At 47.9% G+C, this 26,520-nt stretch carries 30 protein-coding genes and 1 tRNA gene; 22 read left to right on the top strand and 9 right to left on the bottom strand.

The genetic code is table 11. The annotated features are described in order from the left end of the window. The first annotated feature begins 1 nt into the window (after position 1). The 15 genes from DS731_RS09840 to DS731_RS09770 all read left to right on the top strand — a co-directional run bounded on the left by DS731_RS09840 (position 2) and on the right by DS731_RS09770 (position 9,972). Positions 2-1,648: a DNA polymerase gene (locus DS731_RS09840; RefSeq protein WP_119501149.1), complete on the top strand. Its 1,647-nt coding sequence runs from the start codon at positions 2-4 to the stop codon at positions 1,646-1,648. Positions 1,649-1,771: 123 nt separating this feature from the next. After that, a complete protein-coding gene (locus DS731_RS09835) occupies positions 1,772-2,326 on the top strand; it encodes an HNH endonuclease (RefSeq protein WP_202980718.1) in 555 nt (184 codons plus the stop codon). A gap of 151 nt (positions 2,327-2,477) precedes the next feature. Next, positions 2,478-3,395: a DNA polymerase gene (locus DS731_RS09830; RefSeq protein ID WP_119501147.1), complete on the top strand. Its 918-nt coding sequence runs from the start codon at positions 2,478-2,480 to the stop codon at positions 3,393-3,395. Between the two features lie 268 nt (positions 3,396-3,663). Then, positions 3,664-3,948, top strand: a complete 285-nt coding sequence (locus DS731_RS09825) for a hypothetical protein (RefSeq protein WP_150154271.1) — start codon at positions 3,664-3,666, stop codon at positions 3,946-3,948. An 8-nt stretch (positions 3,949-3,956) separates the two neighbouring features. Further along, on the top strand, positions 3,957-4,160 hold the full coding sequence (locus DS731_RS09820; protein ID WP_119501145.1) for a DUF2116 family Zn-ribbon domain-containing protein: 204 nt from the start codon (positions 3,957-3,959) through the stop codon (positions 4,158-4,160). 58 nt (positions 4,161-4,218) lie between these two features. Beyond that, positions 4,219-4,710: a helix-turn-helix domain-containing protein gene (locus tag DS731_RS09815; RefSeq protein WP_119501144.1), complete on the top strand. Its 492-nt coding sequence runs from the start codon at positions 4,219-4,221 to the stop codon at positions 4,708-4,710. Beyond that, positions 4,694-4,984 carry a hypothetical protein gene (locus DS731_RS09810; RefSeq protein ID WP_119501143.1) on the top strand — a complete coding sequence of 97 codons (291 nt, stop codon included), beginning with the start codon at positions 4,694-4,696 and terminating at the stop codon, positions 4,982-4,984. The genes DS731_RS09815 and DS731_RS09810 overlap by 17 nt, the downstream gene beginning before the upstream one ends. Beyond that, complete coding sequence (locus DS731_RS09805) at positions 4,981-5,937, top strand: FAD-dependent thymidylate synthase (protein ID WP_119501142.1); 957 nt, start codon at positions 4,981-4,983, stop codon at positions 5,935-5,937. Before DS731_RS09810 ends, DS731_RS09805 begins: the two co-directional genes overlap by 4 nt. A gap of 81 nt (positions 5,938-6,018) precedes the next feature. Continuing rightward, a complete protein-coding gene (locus DS731_RS09800) occupies positions 6,019-6,234 on the top strand; it encodes a hypothetical protein (protein WP_119501141.1) in 216 nt (71 codons plus the stop codon). Between the two features lie 109 nt (positions 6,235-6,343). Next, positions 6,344-7,378, top strand: a complete 1,035-nt coding sequence (locus DS731_RS09795) for an IS110 family transposase (RefSeq protein WP_119501140.1) — start codon at positions 6,344-6,346, stop codon at positions 7,376-7,378. 229 nt (positions 7,379-7,607) lie between these two features. Continuing rightward, positions 7,608-8,243, top strand: coding sequence for a hypothetical protein (locus tag DS731_RS09790; protein ID WP_119501139.1), 636 nt, complete (start codon positions 7,608-7,610; stop codon positions 8,241-8,243). After that, positions 8,240-8,443 (top strand): hypothetical protein, encoded by a 204-nt coding sequence (locus tag DS731_RS09785; RefSeq protein ID WP_119501138.1) that lies wholly within the window; start codon positions 8,240-8,242, stop codon positions 8,441-8,443. The genes DS731_RS09790 and DS731_RS09785 overlap by 4 nt, the downstream gene beginning before the upstream one ends. Positions 8,444-8,451: 8 nt before the next feature. Then, positions 8,452-8,631, top strand: coding sequence for a hypothetical protein (locus tag DS731_RS09780; RefSeq protein WP_119501137.1), 180 nt, complete (start codon positions 8,452-8,454; stop codon positions 8,629-8,631). Next, positions 8,621-9,745, top strand: coding sequence for an ATP-dependent DNA ligase (locus DS731_RS09775; RefSeq protein WP_119501136.1), 1,125 nt, complete (start codon positions 8,621-8,623; stop codon positions 9,743-9,745). The genes DS731_RS09780 and DS731_RS09775 overlap by 11 nt, the downstream gene beginning before the upstream one ends. Further along, a complete protein-coding gene (locus tag DS731_RS09770) occupies positions 9,745-9,972 on the top strand; it encodes a hypothetical protein (protein WP_119501135.1) in 228 nt (75 codons plus the stop codon). Before DS731_RS09775 ends, DS731_RS09770 begins: the two co-directional genes overlap by 1 nt. Before the next feature lie 13 nt (positions 9,973-9,985). Here DS731_RS09770 and DS731_RS09765 read toward each other — a convergent pair whose 3' ends face one another. Further along, positions 9,986-10,234: a hypothetical protein gene (locus DS731_RS09765; RefSeq protein WP_119501134.1), complete on the bottom strand. Its 249-nt coding sequence runs from the start codon at positions 10,232-10,234 to the stop codon at positions 9,986-9,988. A 36-nt stretch (positions 10,235-10,270) separates the two neighbouring features. On the opposite strand from DS731_RS09765, the gene xisR reads away from it, so the two are divergent. Further along, the gene (gene xisR, locus DS731_RS09760; RefSeq protein ID WP_119501133.1) at positions 10,271-10,471 is read left to right on the top strand and encodes an excisionase family protein; all 201 of its coding nucleotides are present in this window, start codon (positions 10,271-10,273) and stop codon (positions 10,469-10,471) included. Then, positions 10,461-11,705: an Arm DNA-binding domain-containing protein gene (locus tag DS731_RS09755; RefSeq protein WP_119501132.1), complete on the top strand. Its 1,245-nt coding sequence runs from the start codon at positions 10,461-10,463 to the stop codon at positions 11,703-11,705. Before xisR ends, DS731_RS09755 begins: the two co-directional genes overlap by 11 nt. Before the next feature lie 24 nt (positions 11,706-11,729). Here DS731_RS09755 and DS731_RS09750 read toward each other — a convergent pair. The 6 genes from DS731_RS09750 to ftsH form a co-directional block, all read right to left on the bottom strand. Then, positions 11,730-11,814 (bottom strand) — tRNA-Leu (locus DS731_RS09750). Positions 11,815-11,821: 7 nt separating this feature from the next. Further along, the gene (gene secG, locus DS731_RS09745; protein WP_119501131.1) at positions 11,822-12,208 is read right to left on the bottom strand and encodes a preprotein translocase subunit SecG; all 387 of its coding nucleotides are present in this window, start codon (positions 12,206-12,208) and stop codon (positions 11,822-11,824) included. Between the two features lie 10 nt (positions 12,209-12,218). Further along, positions 12,219-12,965 carry a triose-phosphate isomerase gene (tpiA, locus tag DS731_RS09740; RefSeq protein WP_119501130.1) on the bottom strand — a complete coding sequence of 249 codons (747 nt, stop codon included), beginning with the start codon at positions 12,963-12,965 and terminating at the stop codon, positions 12,219-12,221. A 94-nt stretch (positions 12,966-13,059) separates the two neighbouring features. Continuing rightward, positions 13,060-14,403: a phosphoglucosamine mutase gene (gene glmM, locus DS731_RS09735; RefSeq protein WP_119501129.1), complete on the bottom strand. Its 1,344-nt coding sequence runs from the start codon at positions 14,401-14,403 to the stop codon at positions 13,060-13,062. 1 nt (position 14,404) lies between these two features. Further along, positions 14,405-15,247: a dihydropteroate synthase gene (gene folP, locus DS731_RS09730; protein ID WP_119501128.1), complete on the bottom strand. Its 843-nt coding sequence runs from the start codon at positions 15,245-15,247 to the stop codon at positions 14,405-14,407. 91 nt (positions 15,248-15,338) lie between these two features. Continuing rightward, positions 15,339-17,288, bottom strand: coding sequence for an ATP-dependent zinc metalloprotease FtsH (gene ftsH / locus DS731_RS09725; protein ID WP_119501127.1), 1,950 nt, complete (start codon positions 17,286-17,288; stop codon positions 15,339-15,341). Between the two features lie 457 nt (positions 17,289-17,745). Here ftsH and yhbY point away from each other — a divergent pair, with 457 nt between their 5' ends. Together yhbY and DS731_RS09715 are read left to right on the top strand one after the other, a co-directional pair. Next, the gene (yhbY, locus tag DS731_RS09720; protein ID WP_119501126.1) at positions 17,746-18,042 is read left to right on the top strand and encodes a ribosome assembly RNA-binding protein YhbY; all 297 of its coding nucleotides are present in this window, start codon (positions 17,746-17,748) and stop codon (positions 18,040-18,042) included. A 92-nt stretch (positions 18,043-18,134) separates the two neighbouring features. Continuing rightward, entirely contained in the window at positions 18,135-18,926 is a 792-nt protein-coding gene (locus tag DS731_RS09715) for an SDR family NAD(P)-dependent oxidoreductase (protein WP_232373523.1), read from the top strand. A 5-nt stretch (positions 18,927-18,931) separates the two neighbouring features. On the opposite strand, the gene DS731_RS09710 is transcribed toward DS731_RS09715, so the two are convergent. Together DS731_RS09710 and DS731_RS09705 are read right to left on the bottom strand one after the other, a co-directional pair. Further along, positions 18,932-20,074, bottom strand: coding sequence for a DUF2891 domain-containing protein (locus DS731_RS09710; RefSeq protein WP_232373522.1), 1,143 nt, complete (start codon positions 20,072-20,074; stop codon positions 18,932-18,934). A 36-nt stretch (positions 20,075-20,110) separates the two neighbouring features. Beyond that, a complete protein-coding gene (locus DS731_RS09705; RefSeq protein WP_119501125.1) occupies positions 20,111-22,516 on the bottom strand; it encodes a Lon protease family protein in 2,406 nt (801 codons plus the stop codon). A 231-nt stretch (positions 22,517-22,747) separates the two neighbouring features. Between DS731_RS09705 and DS731_RS09700 the strand changes: the two genes are divergently transcribed. From DS731_RS09700 to DS731_RS09690, 3 genes are all read left to right on the top strand, one after another. After that, a complete protein-coding gene (locus DS731_RS09700; RefSeq protein ID WP_119501124.1) occupies positions 22,748-23,275 on the top strand; it encodes an SRPBCC family protein in 528 nt (175 codons plus the stop codon). 117 nt (positions 23,276-23,392) lie between these two features. Continuing rightward, positions 23,393-25,999 carry a leucine--tRNA ligase gene (gene leuS / locus DS731_RS09695; protein WP_119503380.1) on the top strand — a complete coding sequence of 869 codons (2,607 nt, stop codon included), beginning with the start codon at positions 23,393-23,395 and terminating at the stop codon, positions 25,997-25,999. Further along, entirely contained in the window at positions 25,999-26,517 is a 519-nt protein-coding gene (locus tag DS731_RS09690) for an LPS-assembly lipoprotein LptE (RefSeq protein ID WP_119501123.1), read from the top strand. Before leuS ends, DS731_RS09690 begins: the two co-directional genes overlap by 1 nt. Positions 26,518-26,520: the final 3 nt, after the last annotated feature.

Raw genomic sequence — 26,520 nt, 5'->3', positions numbered from 1 at the left:
AATGCAACATATTATCTTCCGTGAAAGCGAATCGTACGAAGTGGCCTTACTCATTAAGAGCCAGTCATTTAACGATACGGCTTTACGGCGATACTATTACATGCCGCTGAAGGACCGAGGATTCAAAGCAAACATTATTTGTTTCGACCTTATCTACGGTCCCAAAGCGAAATGTCCGGTGTCCTTGCAGAAGGACTACCTGAAAGATCTGCTACCTATTTTGAAGGAACAAGGCGTTAAGTACATTTACTGTGCTGACGGTAACTACTTCAAAACGCTCACCAAGGAACGGAAAGCCGAACCGCACCACGGGTACTGCCTGCCCTGTGCAATTGAAGGTTATACGGATATGCAGGTCATCCTTGGCGTTAACCACGCCGCGATGTTCTATAACCCCGATCTACAAGAAAAACTGGATATGGGCCTTGATACCCTTGCGTCTGTTCTGAAAGGAACGTATGCAGAGATAGGCGGCAACATTATCCACAACGCCCGATATGTACGGGATGAAAGTGATGTGTACACGGTGCTGCAGGAACTCAAGGAATACCCTGAATTAACCTGTGATACAGAAACGCTGTCACTGAAGTTCTGGGAAACAGGTATTGTCACTATTGGCTTTGCCTGGGACCAACATAACGGGGTGGTAATCTGGTGTGACGATTACGAAAAGGCGAACCACAAGATCCGACAATTGCTACGTGGATTCTTCTTTACGTACCGTGGCACGTTGATTTACCACAACGCCAACTACGACATGAAGATCATCATAAATACACTGTTTATGGATAATCTTCTGGACGAAGTAGGCAAACAACAAGGTATCGAGATACTGACCCGCTCATTCCACGATACCAAGTTAATCAGTTATCTGGCCACCAACAGTACAGCAGGAAATAAGCTAGGTTTAAAAGACCAGTCACATGAGTTCGCCGGCAACTTTGCCGAGGATGTAAGTGATATCCGGTTACTCTCTAAAGAGGACTTGGAGGTCTACCAGCTGAAAGACTGTCTATCTACCTGGTACGTATTCAATAAGCACTTCCAGACCCTAATCCAGGATAAGCAGCTGGAGATTTACGAAGGCATCTTTAAGCCCTCTGTAAAACTCATTCTGCAGATGGAATTAACCGGTATGCCGGTTGATATGGATATGGTGAAAGAAGCGCGTAAGGTACTTGAAGCCAAGATCGCTGAGTGTGTTTCTGTCATTCAGGGCCACACGGACGTTGAGCAATTTACTTATCTTCTGCGTGAGCAGGAAATGAATAAGGCCAACGCCAAACTGAAGAAGAAAGTGAAACCGCTTTCTGACTTCGATTACGTAGAGTTCAATCCCAACTCCAACCCGCAGATGCAGCAGTTCTTTTATGAGTACTTGCAGTATCCGGTGGTGGATAAGACAGACTCAGGTGCGCCCGCCACAGGCGGCGACACCCTGATGAAGTTGTACGGGATGACAGAGCGTGAGGACTTGAAGGAACTGATCCAGACCATTGTTGACTTCTTTGATGCCGACAAAATACTGGGTACGTTCATCAAAGCCTTTGAAGGCTCTGTACTGAAAGATGACGGACATTACTATCTGCACGGTAACTTTAACCTGGGCGGCACGGTTTCCGGGCGGTTGAGTTCTTCGGGACCTTAAATTAATAGGGCTTCATATTGGCAACAATATGTCGAAAATTACCTAAACGGGGAAACTCCGACATGGTATACTTTACTTATGGGCTTTAAGTACCATCACAAACATACCAATAAGGACAATCCCGTGCTAAATGTTAAACAAGTGAAAGAAACCGGAATGCCTATTCCCGGTTATGAAAATCTGTATGAAGTATCCTCACTAGGAAGGGTAAGTAACTACAGAAAGATAATGAAAACTTATTCAATAAACTCAGGTTATCAAGCAGTTAAGTTATCTAAAGACGGCAAAAAGAAATCCTTTCTTGTTCACCGGCTTATAGCAACTGCATTTGTACCAAACCCTGAGAACAAGCCTGTGGTAAACCATATAGACGGCAACAAGCTGAATAACGCAGCAAGTAACCTTGAATGGGTAACTACAGCAGAGAACCTACAACACGCCAGGGATACAGGATTAAAAACCTATAACAACCCTTCTACTGGGTTGAAATTAGGGACGAAATCCAAGTACCGAAATGTGACGTGGGACAAGTCAAAGAATAAGTGGCAAGCGGTTGTCCGTCATAATGGTAAGAATCATTTCCTTAAACGATTCGACTCAGAAGAAGATGCGGCACTCCATGTAAATTGGATACTGGATCAACTTCAACTGCATGACAGACCTCGCAACATTGTTTAACTAAATGCCGAACGACTATCCCGCGAGGGAGTACACTCAAGCGAGTGGAAACGGTAATCACCCTATATGGGTGTTGATATAGTCTATCCTGTATAGAGATATGCAGCAGTTCATAAGAGAACGGGTAAGAAAGTAGCGCAGCTTATCGAATATAGAGAATCTACAGAACATTCCGTCTACTGGCTCTACGTATGCCAAGCTGGTTAAGAAGTGTTTCAAAGCACCTAAAGGCTGGGTATTCATGGGAGCAGACTTTGCTTCTCTGGAAGACCGTATATCGGCCCTGACGACTAAAGATCCTGAGAAGCTGAAGGTGTATACCGATGGCTACGATGGTCACTGCCTACGGGCATACGGGTACTTTGGAGATCAAATGCCGGACATAGACCCGACTTCGGTTGAGTCGATTAACAGCATTGCCCAGAAGTACAAAGCACTTCGCCAGAAATCCAAGTCACCAACATTCCTGCTTACCTACGGCGGGACGTATCACGGTTTAATGGGCCTTGGTCTGCCTGAGCAGGAAGCCAAGCAAATTGAACAGAACTACCACCGGATGTACAGCCATTCAGATGCCTGGGTTCAATCCAAGATAGATGAAGCGGCTAAAGTCGGTTATGTAGAGGTGGCTTTTGGCCTTCGGGTACGTACTCCTATCATTAAGCAATGCCTGATGAATAACCGGAGAACGCCCTACGAGGCCAAGAAAGAAGGACGTACCGCAGGTAATGCGCTTGGTCAGTCATACGGTATGTTGAATAACCGTGCCGGCATTGATTTGCAGGAACGCACATTCGATTCTGAACACCGCTATGACATTCTTCCTTTCGCTCATATCCACGATGCCCAGTACTTTATGGTACGGGACGACATTGAGGTTGTTGAGTGGCTGAACCATAACTTAGTGGAGTGCATGGAGTGGCAGGAACTGCCTGACATTCAACATGACTCGGTAGGACTGGGCGGCGAGTTGTCGCTGTTTCATCCTAACTGGGCCGAAGAAATTCCACTACCTAATGGCGCAAGTCAGGAAGAAATTAAACACACTATCAAAGAATCAATGTCCTGATGAATTGCCCTGCGAAAGCGGGGCTTTTCATTTTTAAGTTGATTTTACGATCAAAAGAGGTACTGTATGTATGCGTAAGCGTAAGGCTTACAACCCACTCAAACATGCTGCTATTCACGCAAAGCATACTCTTAAAAACTTAGCGATTGGTCGCGTTCCCGGACAGGGACCATGCAAGATACTCAATCTTCGCACTTACCAAGTCGCAGACCCCACTAAAACACAATTTCAGCAAATGACCACTATTCGCCATAAATGGACGATTTATATGGCTGTTTTTGGAATTGGTGTCGATGGTAAACCCTATTCAAAAGCTGACGAGATGGAAGCCTCAGAACCCTACTTTCAATGGGAACTGGAAGATCTTCTGGTCGAAAAGCATAAGCAGATAGTCGCTTCATTCAATAAAAACCAGATGCTTTCTGTAGGTTGGATTGCGACACCGTACCCTAAGTCATGGGATGAACGGGAAGCTGCCAGACACCTTATTAATTTAGGTGCGCTTGATTTTGAACAGATAGAGCCCGGCGTGGTGCGGTCACTTATCGCATAGGAACATTTATGTTTGCCGATCCACTTGATGCTGCTACACACATGGAAGAACACATGAAGCAGCGAGCAATCCAGAATATCCGAAACAAGGGCCGTGAGTTACGCCCTAAAGGATGCTGCTACTTTTGTGCTGAGGAATTGCCAAAAGGCAGTTTGTTCTGTGACAGCGATTGCAGTCACGACTTTGAACTGATGAAACGAAACACCCGCTAACCTAACTATCCCCTTCCCCGTGGGACAGTCGTTGTCTCATGGATATGAGTCTCCCCCTATGAGTTGCAACGACCCTGAAATTACCTTACGTGTTCCCCCTTATGATTCCGACAGGCCAGCCATTGAGCAGTTAATCAAAGAGGGACTTTCCGATGAGCAGATAGCGAACAAGCTGGGTTTTACCAAAGCCCTGATTCGCTGCCGGCGGGAAAGATGGAAACTGAAAAGCGGCCTGTTTTACCGTGCTGAAAAGCGCAAAGAGGACATTATCCAGTTATGGAAGTCCGGATACCTTGTTAAGGAGATTGCCCGAATACTGGGTATCAGCGTCCAGACGGTTTACACCGTCATGGACGAGAACAAGATCTGGGATTCCGTACGGCTGGATATTGATGCGCCAGCTGTGCCCATCTCTAAGTTGAGCGAACAGAACGCCCCTACAGACAGGCTAACGGTAGTTACCCATAACAGAGTACCCAAGTGGGTGCTTATCCCTGTGGAGGACTACCAGGACTTAAAGAACGGGGTGTACGATGACCTCAGAAATTAAGTTTGAAGTCCAGCCTCTGCAGGAAGTCTGGCGCTTCCCTGGATGCACATTCAACGTGTCTTATCCGACACATAAAACCGTGTCCATCATTGGCATGCGTGGTGAGGATTTTACCCGTAATCATTACCTTGGCTTGAACAACGTGTTCTATGCCAGAGGTTACCGAACCATCATCTTTGAACGTGAGATTAACGGCAAACTGGAATTTCAGGAACGTAAGCTGAAACCGCCCTTTCCTCACATCAAAGCGACAACCTTTCTGAGAGAAGAATGAAAGCAGAATTAATTACCCCGATCAGCAATGACCTGCTGGTCGTGAACGCAGCCCGTGTCTCTATGGACAAAGAATCCAAAGAGTTCACGTACCGTAAAGATAAGCCAAAGAGTTCTGATGAAGGTCTCTTAAACTATCTGGCTACACACCGTCACTGGACCCCGTTCAGCCATGTACGTATTACCATGGTATCGAATAGTCCCATTGTAGATTTGGATGATATCGACCCAGAGGACGTAGCATCAGCTGCATGGCGGTGTGACGTTGGGCGGTACAAGTTCCGTACTTCATTGTTCGGCTGGGCACACCTTATCCGTAATGGCCTTATTACAGGCTATTCCATCTGTGATGTAGTACACCTACTGTTCCGTGAAGCACCAGAAGCTGCTAAAGCGTTACTACCTGAATACGAAGAGGGTGCTTACGCTTGCCGTGGACACGTTTGGGCACCTATTGGAGAAACCGACCCCGCATTCATTGACGTAACGATGCGTGAAACCATCCCTATCTTCATTGCCCGTCAGCGATTCAAGCACATGGTAGGTACGACCTACAATGAAGTATCTCGCCGGTATGTAGATGACACACCTGAGTTTTATGAGATTGAAGAATGGCGTAGCCGTCCTGATGGCAGCATTAAACAAGGTTCCGGCGATGTACATCCTGAATCTGATTCTATGTGTGCAACGGTTGGCTTTCGTACAATCAATGCCGCAGAAGAGTATGATGGGCACATTAGTGACGGTTTCGCTCCTGAACAGGTAAGAAGTACCTTGCCACAGAGCATGCTGACCAGTTATTATGTCACCTCTTCGCTCAAGGCGTGGAACAGAGCATACCGACAGCGTATTGACTCCCACGCACAAAAAGAGATCCAAGACCTGGCTAAACAGTGGAATAAAATTCTACGCCGGTCTGAACACCGCGGTCTCTGGTTAAACCTTTCCTCATAGTTGATCAGCATTAGCTGAAATACTATCGGCGGGACTCGTTCCCGCCACCTAATTCCCTCACTTAGTTAAAGAGTCCTTCCCATGACACCATCTGTTTCTACACTCATTTCTATCGCCCTGAAGTTCGCCAAACGTGCACAGGAAAAAGCCAAAACTCAGCACGCTAACCTAAGCAAAAAGCGCCAGAAACTGCTTAAAAAGGTAGCCGCTGCCGAAGCAGAAATGGACTATGCAGAGAAGGACTATGCGAAAGCACTGAAAGTATCTCAGAAGCTAGAAGAGTTCGCAGAAGTGTAAACACCCTTTAACCTTACAAAAGCCCTGTACTACGTACGGGGCTTAATTAGATGGTCCGCCTCACCTCTAAGCTAGTCTTAGAGTTAGGCAATCAAAGAGGCGAACCATCATGTCTACTATTAAAGTTCTTGGTATCGATTTAGGCAAATCATCCTTTCATGTGATAGGCCGTGATTATTCAGATAACCAAATCATCCGCAAAAAGTTTTCCCGCACTGCACTCATTCATTTTCTTCATCAGTTAACGCCATGCACAATTGCTTTCGAGGCTTGTGGCGGTGCGCACTGGCTCGGCAGGCAGTGTGAGTCGATGGGGCACAAAGTCAGACTGATCCCTCCGCAATATGTAAAGCCCTTCGTTAAAAGCAATAAAAATGATTTCATAGATGCAGAAGCAATATGCGAAGCATCGACAAGACCCAATATGCGCTTTGTCAGCGTAAAGTCGGAAGAAGCACAGGTCATTTCCGCTATTCATAAAGCCAGGCACGGTTATATTAAAGACCGGACAGCATGTATGTCCCGCATAGGCGCATTGCTTCTCGAATTTGGCATTGCGCTGCCAACAGGCCATAGCGTGATGAAGCAGTTATTTAACTGGCTTGCTCAGCAACGACAGGAATTGCCGGGCCTGCTCATGCAAGAGCTTGCGGAGCTTCACGATTACTATCTGTTTCTCAATGAGAGCATTGAGAAACAAGACAAAAAGCTAAAGCAACTGGTTGAAACAAACGCGATAGGCCTGCTTCTTAAAACCATTCCAGGTATTGGAGACATGACAGCGAGTCTTTGTATTGCCAACATCAGTAGTGCCACTGACTTTAAAAGTGGGAGAAACATGGCGGCATGGTTGGGACTGGTTCCGGCGCAGTATTCGACTGGCGGTAAACCCAAATTACTGGGGATAAGCAAACGGGGTAACAAAGAGCTCCGGACCTTGTTTATCCATGCAGCCAGGGCGGTCATGTCCCGACCAGATAAGACCGGTAAAATTTATGGCGAGTGGCTAATTAATTTACGCGCCACAAAGCCATTCAATGTTGTAACCGTCGCTCTGGCCAACAAGCTGGTACGAATAGCATGGGCAGTAATGAAAACTAAACAAGCATTCAATAGCAAAGCGTTAGCACCAGGTTTGCAATGATAAATATGATGACGAAAACGGTAGAACCACTGGATTAAAACCTGACACAAAAAACAGCTCACAGAAGCTTTCGGTTTTTTGAGGATAATCCAGCGCGGATCTCATCGTGGAGCGGGTTGCGAAAGCGCCTAATCAGACTCCGAATACATTAGCGCATAACCAACCCCGTTATCGACATTTACTGTTGCAATAACGAGGCGGACCATACATTTTTGTATCTGGAGAAAACATGATTTCCCTGACTACTAAGTTGGTAGGTGATATCTGCCCTGTAAGCGGGGAGATTGGCCTACGTGATATCCGAGTACCTAACCGTGACGATTACACACTGGATACCGGTGACGGCTCACTACTGGCCCACGACTACATTGATCACCAACATGGCCTTGAAGCCATTGGCACCATTGAAGATGAACTAAAAGCATTAGGTTGTGCATGGGCCATCCGTGGTCACTATGCCGGTGAACTACAGGAAGATGGTATTGCCGGCGATCTGACAGACATGTACCAGTATTTCACCAACAGAACCAGACTGAAGCCAGTGCCTGTTACCCGTAGCCATGTACTGGATGACGACTTTGAACGCATTCTGGATGCCGCACAGGAACAGGCAAGACTATACGTACTTGAGTACAGTCCCACTAACTTTGCCCACTTCCGTCCTATGGCTCTGGCCTACATGCGTAAGGGCATCCGCAGGATGCACAGACGCTACAGAACCACACACCCTGAGTCTCAGGCTTATGACAACTATATCGCTATCCGTGATGCCATACGGAAGGTAGATATCATGGATGGTATGTACTACACCCTGCGCCTGCGTGACGGGCACTGCACCATTACCGAAGACGAGGTATTCCATTGAAACGATTCAAACTCTGGAACCCGCTGAAGCTGAGTTCCTACGCCAATGAAGGCGAGACCATTGACCAGTATGAAGCCCGTTCCGGCTACTCATTATCTTCTCATATAGAAGTACGGGACCAGTTGGGCTTGGAGATGGTACTGGAAGCTATTCACAACGAAACGGACACGCAGCTGGCGTACCGTGAAATCACAGCATAAGGATCACCATGTCACAGCAAACCTTTGACGCATGCGTCGTCAACTCACAAACAGGCAGCGTAGTTAAGCGAGAGCCTTGTAATGATCAGTACGAAGCTGCTGCCAAATGCCGAACTATGCAGAAAGAAGTGAATCCGGAGCAATACCACACCGAAGTCAGAAAGGGACTCAGTACCTATGCAATTTAATCAACTACTCTATAAAGCACACAGCAACGGATCTATCGGTTCCTGGGAAGTAAAGGTTACCGGTACGGATGCTGAAGCTGTCATGACCGTTATCGCCACTAAAAAACTTGGCGGTAAGTCCGTGGAAACACCACGTAAAATCACGAAGGGTAAGAACATTGGCCGTGCCAATGAAACTACCCCGCTGCAACAGGCCATTGCTGAAGCACAATCCAAAGTGAATAAGCAGCTGGACAAAGGCTACACGGTTGATATGCCGGAAGCTGGCTCAGTATCCACTAATGCCCTTAGTTTCCAGAAACCTATGCTGGCACAGCCTGTTGATAAGGTTAAAGACTGGGATTTCCCAGTATACGTTCAGCCTAAGATGGACGGTCACCGCATGTTGGCTGCCGTACAGGATGACAAAGTGGTTCTTTACTCACGTCAGGGTAAAGTCATTGACTGCGAACATATCCGCGCCACGTTGCAAAGTATGTACGACAGTGAAATCTGGCTAGGAGACACGCTGGACGGTGAGATTTACGCACACGGCCTGTCGCTGCAGACCATTTCCTCACTGGTTAAGAAGCCGAAGCCCGAGTCTGAGCAACTACGTTACAACCTGTATGACATAATGGTCGATCAGGGATACCGTCACCGCCTAGCATTGCTGATGCGAATGCTGGACCACTTCAGCACGGAGTACGTAACACTCACTCAAACGACCGTGTTGAACGACCATGCCCAGTTAAACCACATGCACGGTGTATACATTGGCGAGGGCTACGAAGGCACCATGATTCGTCAACTGGACTTCCCGTATGGGAAAGGAAAGCGATGTAAGTCTTTAATGAAGAAGAAAGACATACAGGATGCAGAGTTCCTGATCACCGGTCTCACCGAAGGTAAGGTCAACGAACGACTGGGAACCCGTGTAGGCATCTGGATTTGTCAGACTAAAGAAGGCAAGGTGTTTGAAGTTACCGCTGCCGGTGATGCACAGGAAAAGCACGATGTAGCGGTCAATGGTCGTCAGCAAATCGGCAAGTATCTGACCATCTTCTTCTTTGGATATACCCCAGAAGGTGCACCGTTCCATGTCAAAGATAGCCGTGTCCGGGAGGATATCTGATGGCTATCGAAGTCGAACACGAAGAGATTCAGGTCAGCCACCGGTATGCCGAAGTTAACGGCTGTCTGGTACAGCGTACTGGATGGGCTAATTACGAAGGGGCCAGTATTTCTATTGTTGGTCCTGATGTACTCACGCCGGTAACACTGGAACTAACATGGGAACAGATTGAAGTACTACGTGCAGTCCTTGGTTCAGGTACTGACTTTGAAGACAAAGCCCCTTAACGGGGCTTTTGTTTTACTCTGATTTGAATCCATCTGCTATGTAGCAGCCAATCCAGAAAAGGACACGGGGTATAAGGAAGCCTGGCACGCCCCAGAGGACAGCTATAAAAACAAAATAGGCCACTCCTATCGCACCCGCACTTTCGATGTATCTCTCTGCAGAATCGCCCATACCGTCCATCATTAGTAAGAGTGCTACGCCGCATAACACCCAACTAGCAATAACACTGATTCGCCGGAATCCCTCTTTTTTATTTTTCAAACTCTATCCTCATAGTACTACTAAGGAAGCTATTTTATGAAAGAATCTACTCACCGTCTAGGCTGGGTCCGTGCAGTTATCCTTGAACGGAATAAAGGCATGGGTCTACGCATACTGGAAAAGTGCCGGCATCGCGGTCAATTCGTTGAAGGTATACACTGGAAAAAGGTAAACGGGGTTATCATGTATAACTACGAAGCCATTGACCAGTTATACGAGGAAGCGGATGTCGCGTGAAATTAAGACTGAGTACCCCGGTGTCTACACCCGGGGTACGTCTATCCGGATACACTTTACCTATAAAGGTAAAAGGTGCAGGGAGACTTTAAGCAATCTGGTGAACACACCGGCCAACCTGAAGTACGCAGCAGGTAAACGAACCGCTGTACTGCATGAGATAACGACACGGGTATTTAATTATCGGGACCATTTCCCCGACTCACCCATGGCCGATGTCTTTGAGCCTGTTAAGGACGTGCCCACCATATCGGAACTCTTGGTGAACTGGCTTCAAGCCAAACAAAGTGAAGTGTCCGTAAAGACACATGCTTTAATGAGTAACCGCATAGACAAGTACATCATTCCTAAGTTTGGTAACAGAAAAGTAGATACTCTGCTTCAGTCCGAAATCAAACGCTGGCGTATGGTGGAACTGGGCGAACTGGCTAATAAAACCATTAACGACATCATGACGCCGTTAAGAGGTATTTACGCCGATGCTATGGCCGACAGGATCATAGACTTCAATCCTTGTGCACACGTTCCAAATCTGGATAAAGATCAGGAAGACAATGCCGACCCTTTCACGCTGAATGAAATTAAGGCCATTGAAAATACACCGACACACATGGAGTCAGAAAAGAATGCTTTCCTGTTTGCATGCTGGACAGGGTTACGTATATCCGAATGGATGGCACTGGCTTGGGAAGACGTGGACTTTGTGAACCGTACTATTAAGGTACAGCGTTCAGTAGTCTCACATGACTTAAAAGTCCCTAAAACGAAATCCAGTATCCGGACAGTTCATCTTTTAGGTCAGGCATATGAAATTCTGCTTGCACAAAAGTCACTCACCTATATGATGCCGCCTGTTCAGGCTGAAGTTGGTCAGGCAGATAAAAGACGAACCAAGAAACAGAAACTGTCTTATGTGTTTCGTCAGACCGGCTCAACCGAACCCTACGCTTTAAGTGCGAAGTATGGATACGATTTCTTCAGTAATCACTTAAAACGATCTCAGGTAAGGGACAGAGGACCAAATCAGGCCCGACACACTTATGCCAGTCAGCTGTTAACGAAGGGTGTAAATGAACGTTGGATAATGAGAGAAATGGGTCACACCTCTATCGTAATGTTTGAAAAACACTACGGCAGATGGATAGATGAAGAGATCCCAGATATGGCAGATCTGGTCACGAAATTATTTGAAAAAGTCCCATCTGCGTCCCACAACATTAAAGGAGTACGCTAAGTTGTTGTTTTACAAATAAAAATTTGGTGCGGAAAGCGGGACTTGAACCCGCACGACCGAAGTCACCACCCCCTCAAGATGGCGTGTCTACCAATTCCACCACTTCCGCAAAACTTTTAGTTAGGAATATCACCTTCTGCTGAATCTGTTGCCGGCACGTCAGAAACCGGAACATCAGATGCATCTGCAGCAGGAACATCATCAGCAGCAGGTAATTCCTGTTGCTCTACAGGAACTTCAAGATCCTGCCAGCCGTCTTCGGCTTTTTCTGTGTTCGCTGTGATGTTACCTAAAAATAAACTCAATACAAAAAATAAGGTAGCCAGTACAGACGTGGTTTTGGTCATAAAATTACCAGAACCCGAAGAACCGAATACAGTATTAGAACCACCGCTACCGAACGAAGCGCCCATGTTTGCCCCTTTACCCTGCTGGATAAGTACAAAACCAATAAGCATCAACGCTACAATCAAATAAGCGACTAAAAGCACTTCGTATAACATAATTACCTCGTCAATTTGCCGCCTGGCAGATTGCGTTAAAATCTGACGCTTTAAGACTTGCTCCGCCAATTAAGCCGCCATCAATATCAGGCTGGCCGAACAATTCTTTTGCGTTATCCGGCTTCACACTGCCGCCGTATAATATCTGCATTGAAGCAGCAAGTGAACCGTCATATGAAGCAATGAACTCACGAATGAACTTATGGACATCCTGAGCTTCCTGCGGCGACGCTGTAACACCCGTCCCGATTGCCCAGATTGGCTCGTAAGCAATAACGGCATTTTTCAGTGAAGACACCGGAATCAAATCGAATACGGCTTTCAACTGTGCTTCAACAAACTCGTTAACTTGTCCGGCTTCTCTTACTGAAAGAGGTTCACCACAACAAATCACCGGTGTAATTCCTGCTTCATTCAGCTTCAGGGCCTTTTCAGCAACCAGTTGGCTGGATTCACCATGGTCATCACGACGCTCTGAATGCCCGACAATACAATATTTGCAGTCAAACTCTTTCAGCATTGTGACGGATAAATCGCCGGTATGTGCACCATTTTCACATGCACTCACATCCTGAGCACCGGTGACGATACCTTTACCTGAGAAAGCTGGAATAAGAATTGATGGCGGACAAATCACAACATCAATATTTTCTGCTGCAGCCTTATCAAAAGACGCTGCAAATTCTTCTACCAATGAACGGCTTCCGTTCATCTTCCAGTTTCCGGCAACCAGAAGCTTACGACTCACTGTATCCACAATTTATCCCTGCCCTGTCCTGAAGCGGGCGTGATATTAACGATATCCGCCCTATTATACAAGCCTAAAAATGATAATATTTATGACGAATCAATCAATTGGCCACTTTGCGTACAGCATCGGCGATAAACTCAGCCCATTTCAGAGACTGCATTTCATCGTCGGATTCTACCATCACCCGGATCAACGGTTCTGTACCGCTTTTACGCAGTAATACCCGTCCTGTTTTACCGAGTGAACTTTCAGCTTCTTTCACTGCATCTGTAACAGCAGACATGGCTAACGGATTATCTGAGGACTCATCATAACGGACATTAATCAGTTTTTGCGGAAATTTATCAAACCCGCCGCTCAAATCGTGCAAATCCATGCCCGAACGCAACATAGCAGTGATGACCTGCAGACCGGCGACAATACCGTCTCCGGTAGATGCCACATTCAAATTCAGCACGTGACCACTATTTTCACCACCGATAGCCCAGCCTTTCTGCTGCAGTAACTCCATTACGTAACGGTCGCCTACAGCACTGCGGGCAAATGGAATAGATAATTTGCCCAAAGCCACTTCCAGACCAAGATTACTCATGAGTGTACCCACTACACCACCGGATAAACGACCTGATTTAAGCGCATCGCGGGCGATAATATATAAAATCTGATCACCATCCAGTACGTTACCCAGGTGATCAACCAGCATGATACGGTCGCCGTCACCGTCCAGAGCAAAGCCCATGTCAGCGCCTGTCTCAAGCACTTTTTCCACGATGGCGTTCATTGACGTGGCACCGACTTTGTCGTTAATGTTCAGGCCGTCAGGCTTAGTACCGATTTCGATAACTTCTGCGCCAAGTTCTGACAACACATTCGGTGCTATGTGATACGTCGCCCCGTGGGCACAGTCGACAACAATCTTCATGCCTTTTAACGACAGATCTGACGGGAACGTGCCTTTACAGAACTCAATGTAACGTCCGGCTGCGTCGTTGATACGGGTTGCCTTACCCAATTTATTGGAAGCAACGCATGTCATTGGCTTATCAAGCATGGACTCAATGGCAATTTCGATATCGTCATCCAGTTTGAAACCATCGGATGAAAAGAACTTAATGCCATTATCATAATAAGGATTATGAGACGCAGAAATCACAATACCGGCTTCTGAGCGGAATGTTTTGGTAAGATAAGCAATCGCCGGTGTGGGCATCGGACCTAACAAACCGATATTAATACCGGCTGCAGATAAGCCAGCTTCCAATGCAGACTCAAGCATATAACCTGAAATCCGCGTATCTTTTCCTATCAGTACTTTATTTGTACCATGGCCTGCCAGCACTTTACCGGCTGCCCAGCCCAACTTGGTGACAAACTCGGGATTAATAGCGCTTTCACCTACTTTCCCTCTGATGCCGTCTGTACCAAAATACTTGCGCTGACCCATTTCAGGCTCCTTGAATATTGTCTTTTATTTGTTGAATCTTATTCACGATTTTCATCGCATCCATTGTTTCTGCCACATCGTGAACACGGATCACTTTTGCGCCCATTTGCGCCGCAATAGTGGCAAGGGCAATGCTGCCCGCCAACCGCTCTGATACCGGTTTATCCAGCAGTTGGCCAATCATAGATTTTCTCGACATACCGACCAGTAGCGGATAACCGAGATGTTGCACCCTTCCCATTTCAACCAGCAGTTGATAATTGTGGTCCAGGCTCTTACCAAAACCAAAGCCCGGATCCAGAAGAATGCTGCTGTCATCAATACCGGCATGCTTACAGGCATCTATGCGTGACAACAAAAAATTAATCACTTCGTCTGCCACATCATCATACTCAGGTCTGGCCTGCATGGTTCGTGGCTGACCTTTCATGTGCATCAGACACACAGGTACCTTTGCTTCTGCTGCGGCCTCCAGTGCCCCCGGTTCCTGCAAGGCGCGGACATCATTAATTAAACCCGCTCCTGCCTTCACGCTTTCCCGCATTACAGCGGCCTTACTAGTATCCACGGAGAGTACTATACCTTCCAGACCGGCCAGTTTCTCTACCACCGGCACCACGCGGTCTAACTCTTCCTGTTCAGACACTTCCGGCGCCCCCGGACGGGTTGATTCTCCGCCTATATCGATAAATGTCGCGCCGGCCTCTATCATCCGCATGGCATGTTCAACGGCTTTATCTACCGTGTTGTGGGCTCCGCCATCTGAGAAGGAATCCGGTGTGACATTGAGTATACCCATAACGCGGGCCTGATTGAGGTCGATTTCGGTATGTTTGAAATGCATAACGTATATCTGTCTTTATGAATATGAAGAGGAAAGCTGGCTTTATAAAGCACAAACAAAAAGCGCCAGTTGAAACTGGCGCCTGGAAATTTTAGCCCGGAAGGTCGCCGGGTTTACCTACCGGTGGCTTATCCAAACCATCGTCGGTAATTTCGCCCTCACGTGCAGGCTTGCCGCCGGGAGGATTGTCTCCACCTTTTGGCGCACGATCGTCCCAGTCCGCAGGCGGACGCACGTCACGGCGTGCCATCAGATCATCAATTTGCTTCGCATCAATGGTCTCGTACTTCATCAGGGCATCTTTCATCGAATGCAGAATATCAATATTCTCTTCAAGAATTTTATAAGCACGGTCATAGTTCGCATCGATAAACGATTTGATCTCTGCATCGATGGCGCGGGCAGTGTCGTCAGACATGTGCGAGGCTTTAGACATGGATTTGCCCAGGAACACTTCGCCTTCGTCTTCTGCGTACAACATCGGACCCATTTTACTGGACAAGCCCCATTGCGTGACCATCTTACGGGCAATCTCAGTAGCACGTTCAATGTCATTAGACGCGCCGGTGGTCACCATATCGTCGCCGTAAATGATTTGTTCAGCAATACGGCCACCAAACAGACTTGAAATCATACTTTCAAGATGTTGCTTGGAATGGCTCACACGATCCTGTTCCGGCAGATACATGGTAACACCCAGTGCACGGCCACGGGGAATGATCGACACCTTGTAAACCGGATCATGTTCAGGAACAAGACGGCCAACGATTGCGTGACCGGCCTCGTGGTACGCTGTCATGGCTTTCTCGTTTTCCGACATCACCATAGACTTACGCTCAGCACCCATCATGATCTTGTCTTTGGCTTTATCGAACTCTTCCATCGACACAAGACGCTTGTTAGCACGGGCGGCAAACAGGGCAGCTTCGTTAACCAGGTTTGCAAGATCAGCACCGGAGAAGCCGGGCGTACCACGGGCAATCACAGAAGCTTCCACGTTGTCACCAACCGGTACTTTGCGCATGTGGACTTTCAGAATTTGCTCACGACCACGGATATCAGGCAGACCTACGATAACCTGACGGTCAAAACGACCGGGACGTAACAGTGCCGGGTCGAGTACATCAGGACGGTTAGTCGCTGCAATAACGATAATACCTTCGTGACCTTCAAAACCATCCATTTCTACCAGCATCTGGTTAAGTGTCTGTTCACGTTCATCGTGACCACCACCAAGACCAGCACCACGCTGACGACCTACGGCATCAATCTCATCGATAAAGATAATGCAAGGCGCAGCCTTTTTGGCTTGCTCGAACATATCACGGACACGGGATGCACCCACACCCACAAACATTTCAACAAAGTCGGAACCTGAAATTGTAAAGAACGGTACTTTTGCTTCGCCGGCAATGGCTTTAGCCAGCAATGTTTTACCTGTACCCGGCGGGCCCACCATCAGAACGCCTTTTGGAATTTTACCGCCAAGCTTCTGGAATTTTGAAGGATCGCGCAGGAAGTCTACCAGTTCTACGACATCCTCTTTCGCTTCGTCACAACCGGCAACGTCGGCGAAAGTGGTTTTAATCTGATCTTCACCCAATAAACGGGCTTTGCTTTTGCCGAATGACATGGCTCCGCGGCCACCGCCACCCTGCATTTGACGCATGAAGAAGATCCAGACTGCAATCAACAGCAGCATGGGGAACCATGAAATGAAGATAGACGTCAGGATAGACGGCTTCTCAGGCGGCTCACCTAATACACGCACATCCTTCTTCACCAAATCTGAAATGAGCTGGTCATCAAAATAGGGAATATAGGTAACGAATGTTTCGCCGTTACGTTTTGTGCCGCGGATTTCGCGGGACTCACTGTCAATGCGAACTTCGCGGACATTGCCCTGATTCGCTTCTTTCAGGAATGTTGTGTAATCCGTTTGTGCACGTGTCGATTCACCAGGTGAAAAGCTCTGGAACACCGACATCAACACAACGGCGATAACCAACCATAAGATTAAATTTTTTGCCATATCGCTCAAGCTACTAACCTCTAAAAATACCGGAACATCCGGGATTGATGACAATTTACTGCCAACATGTTCATTTACCGCTCACTAAGGTGAAACCGGCGTCCGGAACATGCTCCGCTCCCATTGTTTCCGTACGAAATGCGATCCTTACTTCGTCAAATTACAGCCTACTACAAATTATAGACCGTAGCCACCAATACACGTTCCCGCTACCACGTAAATTAACGCCTTGTAACGTTTTACGTGCAAGTGTGCAGTTCTGTTCAGTATTGCTTATATAATTGGTGGCATCATGCGACTTTTTTGTCATTCACACATAATGTCGTTAGGATTGTTACGAAGATGGCGTTAGAATATGGCATTTCAAGGCATTAACTTAAAATAATTGGTTTTACGTTCAGTCAATGACCACGTGGCCCGGCGTTTAGGTTAAACAAATTTATCAATAGTAAAGAAAAACGACGAAATGAAACTTTCCAATAAACAGAAACAATTCCTTAAGGGCCTGGCCCACTCTTTGAAACCCGTTGTGCAATTAGGTGCAAACGGCCTCACAGAGGGTGTTGTATCTGAAATTGACAGCGCACTGGCACACCACGAACTGATTAAAGTAAAGGTGCCTACCGATGATCGTGAAGAAAAAACACTGATCATGGATGCTATTGTGCGGGAAACCGAATCTGTAAAAGTACAGTCCATCGGACACACACTGATCATCTTCCGCCCTTCCGAAGAGCGTAAAATTCAGTTGCCAAAACAATAAAGTCTTTTTACATCTTCATTTATGTAATCACTTTGTTAACAATCTCTGCCACGTTACACTTACGTTAACGTAAACCTGATAACGGGCAGAGAATGATGTCAGAACAAACCACACTTCCGCTTTCCTCCATCACAGCCGTCATTACCGGTGGCAGTTCAGGACTGGGTTTTGCTACCGCGCAGCATCTGTTGCAGCGTGGCGCGACCGTTGCTCTTTTTGATATAGACCGTGAAAAAGGGGAAAAGGCTGTCCGTGAGGCGGGTGGAAATGCACATTTTTACCCCGTCGATGTTTGCAGTGAAGACGAGGTTTCTGATGCATTGCAAGCTTTCCGGGAGAAAGCCGGACGTATTAACCTTTGTGTTTCCTGCGCAGGAATTGCACCGGCTGCGAGAACGCTTGATAAAACAGGTAATGCAGCCTCTTTTGAACAGTTCCGTAAAGTAACCGATATCAATCTGAACGGTACCTTTAACGTCAGCCGGCTTGCTGCTCAGACCATGGCCGCACAACAAGCAGATGAAAACGGTGAACGGGGTGTGATTATTAATACCGCATCTATTGCCGGCTACGAGGGGCAGACGGGACAGACGGCCTACGCAGCCAGTAAGGCGGGCATTATCGGTATGACACTGCCCATGGCCAGGGACCTGGCCGCAGTGGGTATCCGTGTTAATGCCATTGCGCCCGGCGTAATGGGCACTCCCATGTTACTGGCCATGCCGGAGCACGTTCAGGCAGCATTAAGCGCCAACGTGCCCTTCCCTAAACGACTTGGTCTTCCAGAGGAATTTGCAGCACTGGTGGCGCACATTGCACTTAACACCTATATAAACGGTGAGACCATCCGTCTTGATGGCGCACTCCGTATGCCACCTAAATAAATGATTTACTCTCCGGCGCGGGCACGTTGTTGTAACGCATAAACAGCAAAGCTGCCCAGCCAGTGTGTACCTTCATAATTTTCATCAACGATGGCAGGCAATGAATGGGTCACGTGTGTGTCTGCCAGCGCCCGCAGGTGACCAAATTCGTCGGGATATTCTGCTGCAAGGCCATACATCACCCAGGCACGGCTGAAATTTAGCCCGTCCAGATGCACCAGTTTTCCGTCAGTGCGATCACTTACCCGTGCCACATCAATGTGAAAGTCAGCATTGTCTAACGCCGGCAGAAAACTTTTTGCCCAATGCATAAAGGACTTCTTATCCATCACTTTTCGCATCAGATCCAGTTCTTCAAAACAAGGAGAAAGAAAATCGAAGCCGTTTGGCTCCCATGAGAGCGGACACTGTTTATCGCCGCCAAACCAGTGCACAGCACGGTCTGTAATAAGCGACTGCAATGCTTTGTCCTCAGCAATCAGGGCATAATCCATTGCCATCGACATACCGAAAGCCGTATTTGGATGCTCGCCGGTGCGAACCGGATACACCAGTTTTGGTAAGAACTGATGATATTTTCCGACAATCAGTTCAGTCAGGGGAGACAGGTTCTGACTTAGTTCAGCAGCCAGGGGATCATCCCACAGTTTCAGTTCTGCGGCCAGAGCCAGTAACCACGCCCAGCCATAAGTGCGTTCAAAACTGGCATTTTGTGGTTTTTCAAAATATGCCACTTCCTGAAGAATTTTATCAGTTGCCAGGTTTTCCTTAAGTTTTGCTTTGATTTCTGTCGCTTTGGCCAGATCAGGAAAATGGCGAAGCAGATTTACCAGCATCCAGTGACCGTGTACGCTGGAGTGCCAGTCAAAACACCCGTAAAAGGCGGGGTGCAGTGAAGCCGGTCCCTGCAAATCCTGTGGACCGGATAACGTTTGATTTAACTTGTTCGGGTACTCTGTCGTTACACAATGCAGCGGCATCTCTGACAACCGCTCAGCCTCCTGCAGAGATAACTCCGGAGTTTCAGGTGCACTGAATGCGCCCGTGCTGAATAGCGTAAGGGCAACTAAAGCTGTTAGTTTTCTGCCTGTTACCATTCCGGTAATGACACTCCCCGCAAATAAACTCCCCGTAGATAACTTTTTCATCTTTCCTGCCACCTTCTGACGTTTTTTATTATGTGTTTATTCATCGTCGCCTCCGTTAACAATCAGTGCAATGTTATAAAGGCGGTTCACGGCATGATAGTTCACCGAATTTTTCGGATAACGCCCGCGGGACGTCATGTTGCCGGCTTCTTTTTCCATCAGCAGTGAAATGGCATCATCCACGGTTTCAGCAGTGTAAATATGGAAAAGCTCTTTTTTCACTGCATCAATGACTGCTTTATCCAGTACCAGGTTAATGGCATTGGATTTGGGGATAATCACTCCCTGATTGCCGGTTAGCCCGCGGTGCTGACATAAATCGAAAAAGCCTTCAATTTTTTCGTTCACGCCGCCTACTGCCTGTACCTCACCGTACTGGTTAATCGAGCCGGTGACTGCCAGAGACTGGGTAGCCGGAATTTCCGTCAATGCAGATATCAGTGCAATAAGTTCTGCCAGCGAAGCACTGTCACCATCAATGTGTCCGTAGGATTGTTCCAGCGCTATGTTGGCTGACAGGGTCAACGGGAAATGCTGGGCATATTTGTTTCCAAGATAACCGGTTAACAGCATAACCCCTTTAGAGTGAATGGGTTGTCCCAGTTCAACTTCCCGTTCAATATCCACCACGCCATTGGCACCGGCATACACGGTAGAAGTAATACGGGCCGGCGTACCGAATGCCGTCCCCCCGACTTCCAGTACGGTCAGGCCATTAACGGTACCTACTGACTTACCTTCGGTAGCGATTAGGACATGACCTTCTTTAATATCGTTTAGCAGTGCATGACTCACCCGGCCGGTGCGGCGTTTTTTCGCACTCAGTGCAATTTCAATGTGCTCCAGTTCAAGGTGAGTGCTTTGCTGCTGAGCCGCAAAATACCGGGCCTCATTAATAAGCTCTATGACTTCGGCAAAATGGGCTGAGAATTTTTGCTGATGTTCAGCCATACGCAGGGAATATTCCACCAGCCGCTGCATGGCTTTAGAGGAAATCCCGCTCAGGCCGCATTCACTGAGGTGATGACGCACCTTGCCCGTAAAATCAAAAGTAGACTGACGGGTTACCGGTATTTCATAATCAAAATCCACCAGCACTCTGAACAGTTCGTCAAATTCATCATCATAATCCTGCAGGGTATAATAGAGATCCCGTGAACCCAGCAGTATCACTTTCACATCCAGGTCCACCGGTTGCGGGTTTAATGTGATGGCGTTCACCATACCCACATCCTGCTGGGGAAGATCCATTTTCAATGAACCGGATTTTATCGCCAGTTTCAGTGCATCCCACACGAAGGGCTGCTCTATGACCTGATCAACATCCAGTAACAGATAGCCACCGTTAGCACGGTGCAAAGCCCCTGCTCGTATCATTCTGTAATTGGTATACACACTGCCGTGCAGGTTGGTGTACTCAATTTTACCAAACAGGTTCTGATAAGTAGGGTTCGGCTCATACACCACCGGCGCGCCGTCCTGTAACTGATGACCCACCAGCACATTAGGCAAGTAAAGTTCTTCCAGATAAAGCCGTCTGTCGAGTTCGTCGGGCTTGTCCTCTTTTGACTCCTCTGCCAGCAGTGACACGATGGTGTCTACCAGATGGGAACGCATGCGCCGCAGGGTTTTCAGTACGCCGAGATGGCCGGCATATTTATGTTCCAGTACTTTAAGTAAGGGTCTGATCCCCTGCTCTGCGGTTTTCTTATTCAGTTGCCTGATACGCTCAGAACTTTCACGTTTCCATACCGGCAGCCCGAGTAAACTTTCACTGAGACGGTTTTCAAGTTCAGCAATCAAGTCATAAAAATACTGACGCTTGTCATCATCGAGTACGGCAAATTCTTCATCGGTAACGGGTTTACCGTTTACTATCGGGGCGAAGGTAATGGCGTTAGATTCATCATAAAGCGCTACATCATGAGCCTGCGCGTAGCGTTCCACTGCATCAATGGCTTCATCATAACGGCGCTCAAATTCTCTGGAAATGGCTGACTTCTGACGCTGATAGCCCGGGTTGTCAAAAGCAGCAGGAAATGTATCAAGTAAGTCGTCAATCAGACCGTTTATATCTTTAACCAAATCTTTACCTTCACCCGGCGCCATGCGCAGAACAAAGGGTTCACGTTCTTCATCAAAGTTATTCAGATAGACCCAGTCTTCCGGTGATGGCAATGATGCTACCTGACGCTCAATGTAATCTTTTACCAGCGAGAACCGTCCGGTGGCCGGCTCCCCCATCACATAGAGGTTATATCCGCGGTTGCGTACGCCAAGGCCGAATGACAATGCTTCACGGGCACGCTCCTGGCCAATAAAGGTTGCATTAACGGCTTCCTCATCTTTTAAAGCCTGGTTTATCTGCCGCCGGTTCAGCGACGGTGTCAGTGCTGCGGGAGATAGAGCGTATTTAGCGCGCAGAACGGAAAGGTCGGTCATAACTGCCTGTTTACCTTATATCATCAAACTGCTCCGTTAGCCGGCAGGTTTGATTTTGTGGAGATAAGATCAAGTGAAACGCGAAAAATTCCCACTGTCAAACCATAAAAAGGCTGTATCAGCCATTTTTCTCCACTTGTTTTGATAAATTGTATCAAAAAGCACCACATTACGGTTTAATGGGCATTATTAACCGTATTGCCAGCAAAATTTTAAGGATTATGAGCGTCCATGACTAAAACCACTGCTGTACTCGCCCTCCTGAGTTTAATTTTATCCTTTAACACCTCCGCCAAAGTGGAAAGCAGTGGTAACGGAGGCTTTATTGTTCTTAATACCGTTTCGGTGAACGCAGCGGCTGACACTGTCTGGCAAGCGCTGGTAAACGATGTCGACCGGTGGTGGCCCAAAGATCACTCATGGTGGACGGGCACCTTCAGTATTGATGCCCGTGCCGGCGGTTGTTTTTGCGAACGTGCCGGTGAACGGAGTGCTGAGCACATGCGGATAAGTTTTGTTGACCCTGCAAAGCAGCTGGTAATGACCGGCGGACTGGGGCCGTTACAAGCTATGGGCATGACCGGCGCTCTGAACTGGCAACTGGAACAAACCGGCGCAGATACAAGAATATCGCTTCGGTATCACGTTCAGGGATACAGCGAAAGCGGATATAAAGACCTCGCGCCTGTTGTCGACCATGTCCAGGGATTACAACTTAAAGCGCTGGCAGATTTTTTAACCACTGCCAAAACTGACTAAAATCCCGTCAGATAAGGATAAAAGTAGCCCCCGCCTATTGTGAGTGCACTGCGCGCCGGGGTATTCTATGCGGCTAATCACGAAGTAATTAATACCAACGCGGAAGCCTTATTCACGATGGCCGAAAATCAGTACAACCCGAAACAAATCGAGCAGGATGTCCAGCAGTACTGGGAATCCAATCAGTCTTTCAAAGCAGAAGAAGACGCGTCTAAAGAAAAATTCTACTGCCTTTCAATGTTCCCTTACCCCAGTGGCCGTCTCCATATGGGACACGTACGTAACTACACCATCGGTGACGTAATCAGCCGTTTTCAGCGCATGCAGGGTAAAAATGTTCTGCAGCCAATGGGTTGGGACGCATTCGGGTTACCTGCTGAGAACGCAGCCATCAATAACAATACGGCTCCGGCAAACTGGACCTATTCAAACATTGAATATATGAAAGGCCAGTTGAAGTCGCTGGGTTTCGGTTATGACTGGGATCGCGAAGTCGCTACCTGTAAACCTGACTATTATCGCTGGGAGCAGTGGTTTTTCACCCGCCTGTACGAAAAAGGGCTGGTTTATAAGAAAAACGCCACCGTTAACTGGGATCCGGTGGACCAGACAGTACTGGCCAACGAACAGGTTATCGACGGTCGTGGCTGGCGTTCAGGTGCGCTGGTAGAACAAAAAGAAATCCCTCAGTGGTTTATTAAAATTACTGACTACGCTGAAGAATTGTTATCTGACCTGGAGCAGCTGGAAGACTGGCCTGATCAGGTTCGCGCCATGCAGGCAAACTGGATTGGCCGTTCAGAAGGTGTAGATATTACCTTCAAACTGAAAACACCTGCCGGTGAAGTGGAAACTCTGACCGTTTACACTACACGCCCTGATACATTCTTTGGTGTCACATACCTGGGTGTTGCTGCCCAGCATCCTGTGGCAGAATTTGCGGCCAGACATAACCCTGCTCTTGCAACCTTTATCGAAGAATGTAAGAACACGAAAGTGGCTGAAGCAGAACTGGCCACCATGGAAAAGAAAGGGTGTGATACCGGATTAACAGCGATTCACCCGCTCACCGGCGAGGAAGTACCGGTTTGGGCTGCTAATTTCGTATTGATGGGCTATGGCTCCGGTGCTGTGATGGCCGTTCCCGGCCATGACCAGCGTGACTGGGAATTTGCTACCAAATACAATCTGCCGGTTAAACAGGTCATTACACCTGCAGATGGTAACAGTGAAACCTGTGACTTAACTGCGTCTGCGTACACTGAAAAAGGCACCTTAATTAATTCCGGTGAGTTTGATGGCTTAACCTTCGACGCCGCCTTCAATGCAATAGCAGAAAAATTATCTGCCGCAGGTGTGGGTACTAAGAAAGTTAATTACCGTCTTCGTGACTGGGGCGTAAGCCGTCAGCGTTACTGGGGCGCTCCTATTCCAATGCTGAATCTGGAAAACGGCGAGTCTGTGCCGGTTCCCGCCAGTGAATTACCGGTGGTGTTACCGGAAGACGTAGAAATGAATGGTGTAACTTCGCCAATCAAAGCTGATCCTGAATGGGCAAAAACGACCTTTAACGGTGAACCGGCCCAGCGTGAGACCGACACCTTCGATACCTTTATGGAATCATCCTGGTATTATGCCCGTTACAGCTGCGCACAAAATGGCGATGCCATGCTTGATCCAACTCAGGCGAATTACTGGCTGCCGGTAGATCAGTACATCGGCGGTATTGAACACGCCATTCTTCACCTGCTCTACTCCCGTTTTTTCCACAAACTGCTGCGTGATGAAGGTCTGGTAGAGTCAGATGAGCCGTTTAAGCGCCTGTTATGTCAGGGTATGGTGCTGGCAGATTCCTATTTCAGTGAAGATGAAAACGGTAAGAAAACCTGGTATTCGCCGCTGGCTGTTTCCACTGAGAAAGATGATAAAGGCCGGATCACGAAAGCCTGGCTGACCAGCGACGGTACGCCGGTGGAACACGGCGGCATGACTAAAATGTCGAAGTCGAAAAATAATGGTATCGATCCTCAGGCGGTTATCGATCAGTACGGTGCAGATACTGTACGCCTGTTTACAATGTTCGCCGCGCCACCTGAGCAAACCCTTGAATGGGTTGATTCCGGCGTGGAAGGGGCAAACCGCTTCCTGAAACGTATCTGGAAACTGGTCAGTGAGCACATTGAAGTTTCCGGCACACCGGGCAAGGTTGATGCAAAAGCACTGAATAAAGATCAGCAAGCGTTACGTCGTGAAGTGCATAAGACAATTGCCAAGGTCAGTGATGACCTGGGTCGTCGTCAGACCTTCAACACTGCCGTAGCTGCGGTAATGGAATTGCTGAATCATCTGCAAAAGGCACCTCAGGAGTCTGAAACCGACCATGCCATTATGCGTGAAGCGGTTGAAGGCGTGCTGCGTTTACTAAACCCCATCACGCCGCATATCTGTCATCACCTGTGGCAGGCACTTGGCCATGATACACCTGTAGAATATGCCGGCTGGCCGGTAGCTGATCCTGCTGCCCTGGTAGAAGATGAGAAGCTTATTGTAGTGCAGGTTAACGGTAAAGTGCGCGCTAAAATGACCGTGGCAGCAGATGCGGCAAAAGAAGCCGTCGAAGCAGATGCCCTTGCCCAGGCCAATGTTCAACAGTTTATCGAAGGTAAAACGGTGCGCAAAATCATCGTAGTACCCGGTAAGCTGGTTAACATTGTAGCTAACTGATGAAGACGTTCTTCCGGCTGTTAACTGCAGGCGCAGCCGCACTGGTGCTTACCGGTTGCGGCTTTCATCTGCGCGGTAATGAAGCGTTGCCGCCATCAGTTAATTACGTTGCGGTAACGTCTGCGCAGGCCCATGCGCCACTGGCCAGAGCGTTGAAGAAAAAACTGGCAGTGTACGACCTCCACGGCGGTACACTGGCAGACAGCCCGTCTCCGGACATGTCGGTTCTGATCAACATTCAGCCGGAGCAACTGGAACGGCGTTTATTGTCCGTGTTTTCTACCGGTCAGGTAGCTGAATACGAGCTGATTTACGGTGTCCGTTATACAGTGACCTTCCCTGACAAGGCTCCCCTGCCCGCGTATTTTGAAGTATTGCGGGATTACCAGGATGATCCTGAACAGGTGCTGGCAAAATCGCGGGAGCTGGAACTGGTTCTCAGCGAAATGCGGGATGAAGCGGCAGACAAAATTATCCGTCGTATAGCCAGCCAGTCTTCTCAGGCAGTGGCGGAATAAACA

This window comes from Alteromonas sp. RKMC-009 (assembly GCF_003584565.2).
Lineage (GTDB): Bacteria > Pseudomonadota > Gammaproteobacteria > Enterobacterales > Alteromonadaceae > Alteromonas.
Note: the sequence above shows the minus strand (reverse complement) of the source record. Positions and strands in the feature narration are given on the sequence as shown.

What these genes read in the sequence shown, in the direction of transcription:
- DS731_RS09705 (WP_119501125.1), bottom strand. Translation starts at nt 22,516, where the DNA reads ATGACCGACCTTTCCGTTCTGCGCGCTAAATACGCTCTATCTCCCGCA.
- DS731_RS09700 (WP_119501124.1), top strand. Translation starts at nt 22,748, where the DNA reads ATGACTAAAACCACTGCTGTACTCGCCCTCCTGAGTTTAATTTTATCC.
- DS731_RS09815 (WP_119501144.1), top strand. Translation starts at nt 4,219, where the DNA reads ATGAGTTGCAACGACCCTGAAATTACCTTACGTGTTCCCCCTTATGAT.
- DS731_RS09825 (WP_150154271.1), top strand. Translation starts at nt 3,664, where the DNA reads ATGGCTGTTTTTGGAATTGGTGTCGATGGTAAACCCTATTCAAAAGCT.
- DS731_RS09755 (WP_119501132.1), top strand. Translation starts at nt 10,461, where the DNA reads ATGTCGCGTGAAATTAAGACTGAGTACCCCGGTGTCTACACCCGGGGT.
- xisR (WP_119501133.1), top strand. Translation starts at nt 10,271, where the DNA reads ATGAAAGAATCTACTCACCGTCTAGGCTGGGTCCGTGCAGTTATCCTT.
- DS731_RS09715 (WP_232373523.1), top strand. Translation starts at nt 18,135, where the DNA reads ATGATGTCAGAACAAACCACACTTCCGCTTTCCTCCATCACAGCCGTC.
- DS731_RS09800 (WP_119501141.1), top strand. Translation starts at nt 6,019, where the DNA reads ATGACACCATCTGTTTCTACACTCATTTCTATCGCCCTGAAGTTCGCC.
- DS731_RS09770 (WP_119501135.1), top strand. Translation starts at nt 9,745, where the DNA reads ATGGCTATCGAAGTCGAACACGAAGAGATTCAGGTCAGCCACCGGTAT.
- secG (WP_119501131.1), bottom strand. Translation starts at nt 12,208, where the DNA reads ATGTTATACGAAGTGCTTTTAGTCGCTTATTTGATTGTAGCGTTGATG.
- DS731_RS09710 (WP_232373522.1), bottom strand. Translation starts at nt 20,074, where the DNA reads ATGAAAAAGTTATCTACGGGGAGTTTATTTGCGGGGAGTGTCATTACC.
- glmM (WP_119501129.1), bottom strand. Translation starts at nt 14,403, where the DNA reads ATGGGTCAGCGCAAGTATTTTGGTACAGACGGCATCAGAGGGAAAGTA.
- leuS (WP_119503380.1), top strand. Translation starts at nt 23,393, where the DNA reads ATGGCCGAAAATCAGTACAACCCGAAACAAATCGAGCAGGATGTCCAG.
- DS731_RS09690 (WP_119501123.1), top strand. Translation starts at nt 25,999, where the DNA reads ATGAAGACGTTCTTCCGGCTGTTAACTGCAGGCGCAGCCGCACTGGTG.
- folP (WP_119501128.1), bottom strand. Translation starts at nt 15,247, where the DNA reads ATGCATTTCAAACATACCGAAATCGACCTCAATCAGGCCCGCGTTATG.
- DS731_RS09805 (WP_119501142.1), top strand. Translation starts at nt 4,981, where the DNA reads ATGAAAGCAGAATTAATTACCCCGATCAGCAATGACCTGCTGGTCGTG.
- DS731_RS09780 (WP_119501137.1), top strand. Translation starts at nt 8,452, where the DNA reads ATGTCACAGCAAACCTTTGACGCATGCGTCGTCAACTCACAAACAGGC.
- DS731_RS09840 (WP_119501149.1), top strand. Translation starts at nt 2, where the DNA reads ATGCAACATATTATCTTCCGTGAAAGCGAATCGTACGAAGTGGCCTTA.
- DS731_RS09795 (WP_119501140.1), top strand. Translation starts at nt 6,344, where the DNA reads ATGTCTACTATTAAAGTTCTTGGTATCGATTTAGGCAAATCATCCTTT.
- DS731_RS09790 (WP_119501139.1), top strand. Translation starts at nt 7,608, where the DNA reads ATGATTTCCCTGACTACTAAGTTGGTAGGTGATATCTGCCCTGTAAGC.
- DS731_RS09775 (WP_119501136.1), top strand. Translation starts at nt 8,621, where the DNA reads ATGCAATTTAATCAACTACTCTATAAAGCACACAGCAACGGATCTATC.
- DS731_RS09810 (WP_119501143.1), top strand. Translation starts at nt 4,694, where the DNA reads ATGACCTCAGAAATTAAGTTTGAAGTCCAGCCTCTGCAGGAAGTCTGG.
- yhbY (WP_119501126.1), top strand. Translation starts at nt 17,746, where the DNA reads ATGAAACTTTCCAATAAACAGAAACAATTCCTTAAGGGCCTGGCCCAC.
- DS731_RS09820 (WP_119501145.1), top strand. Translation starts at nt 3,957, where the DNA reads ATGTTTGCCGATCCACTTGATGCTGCTACACACATGGAAGAACACATG.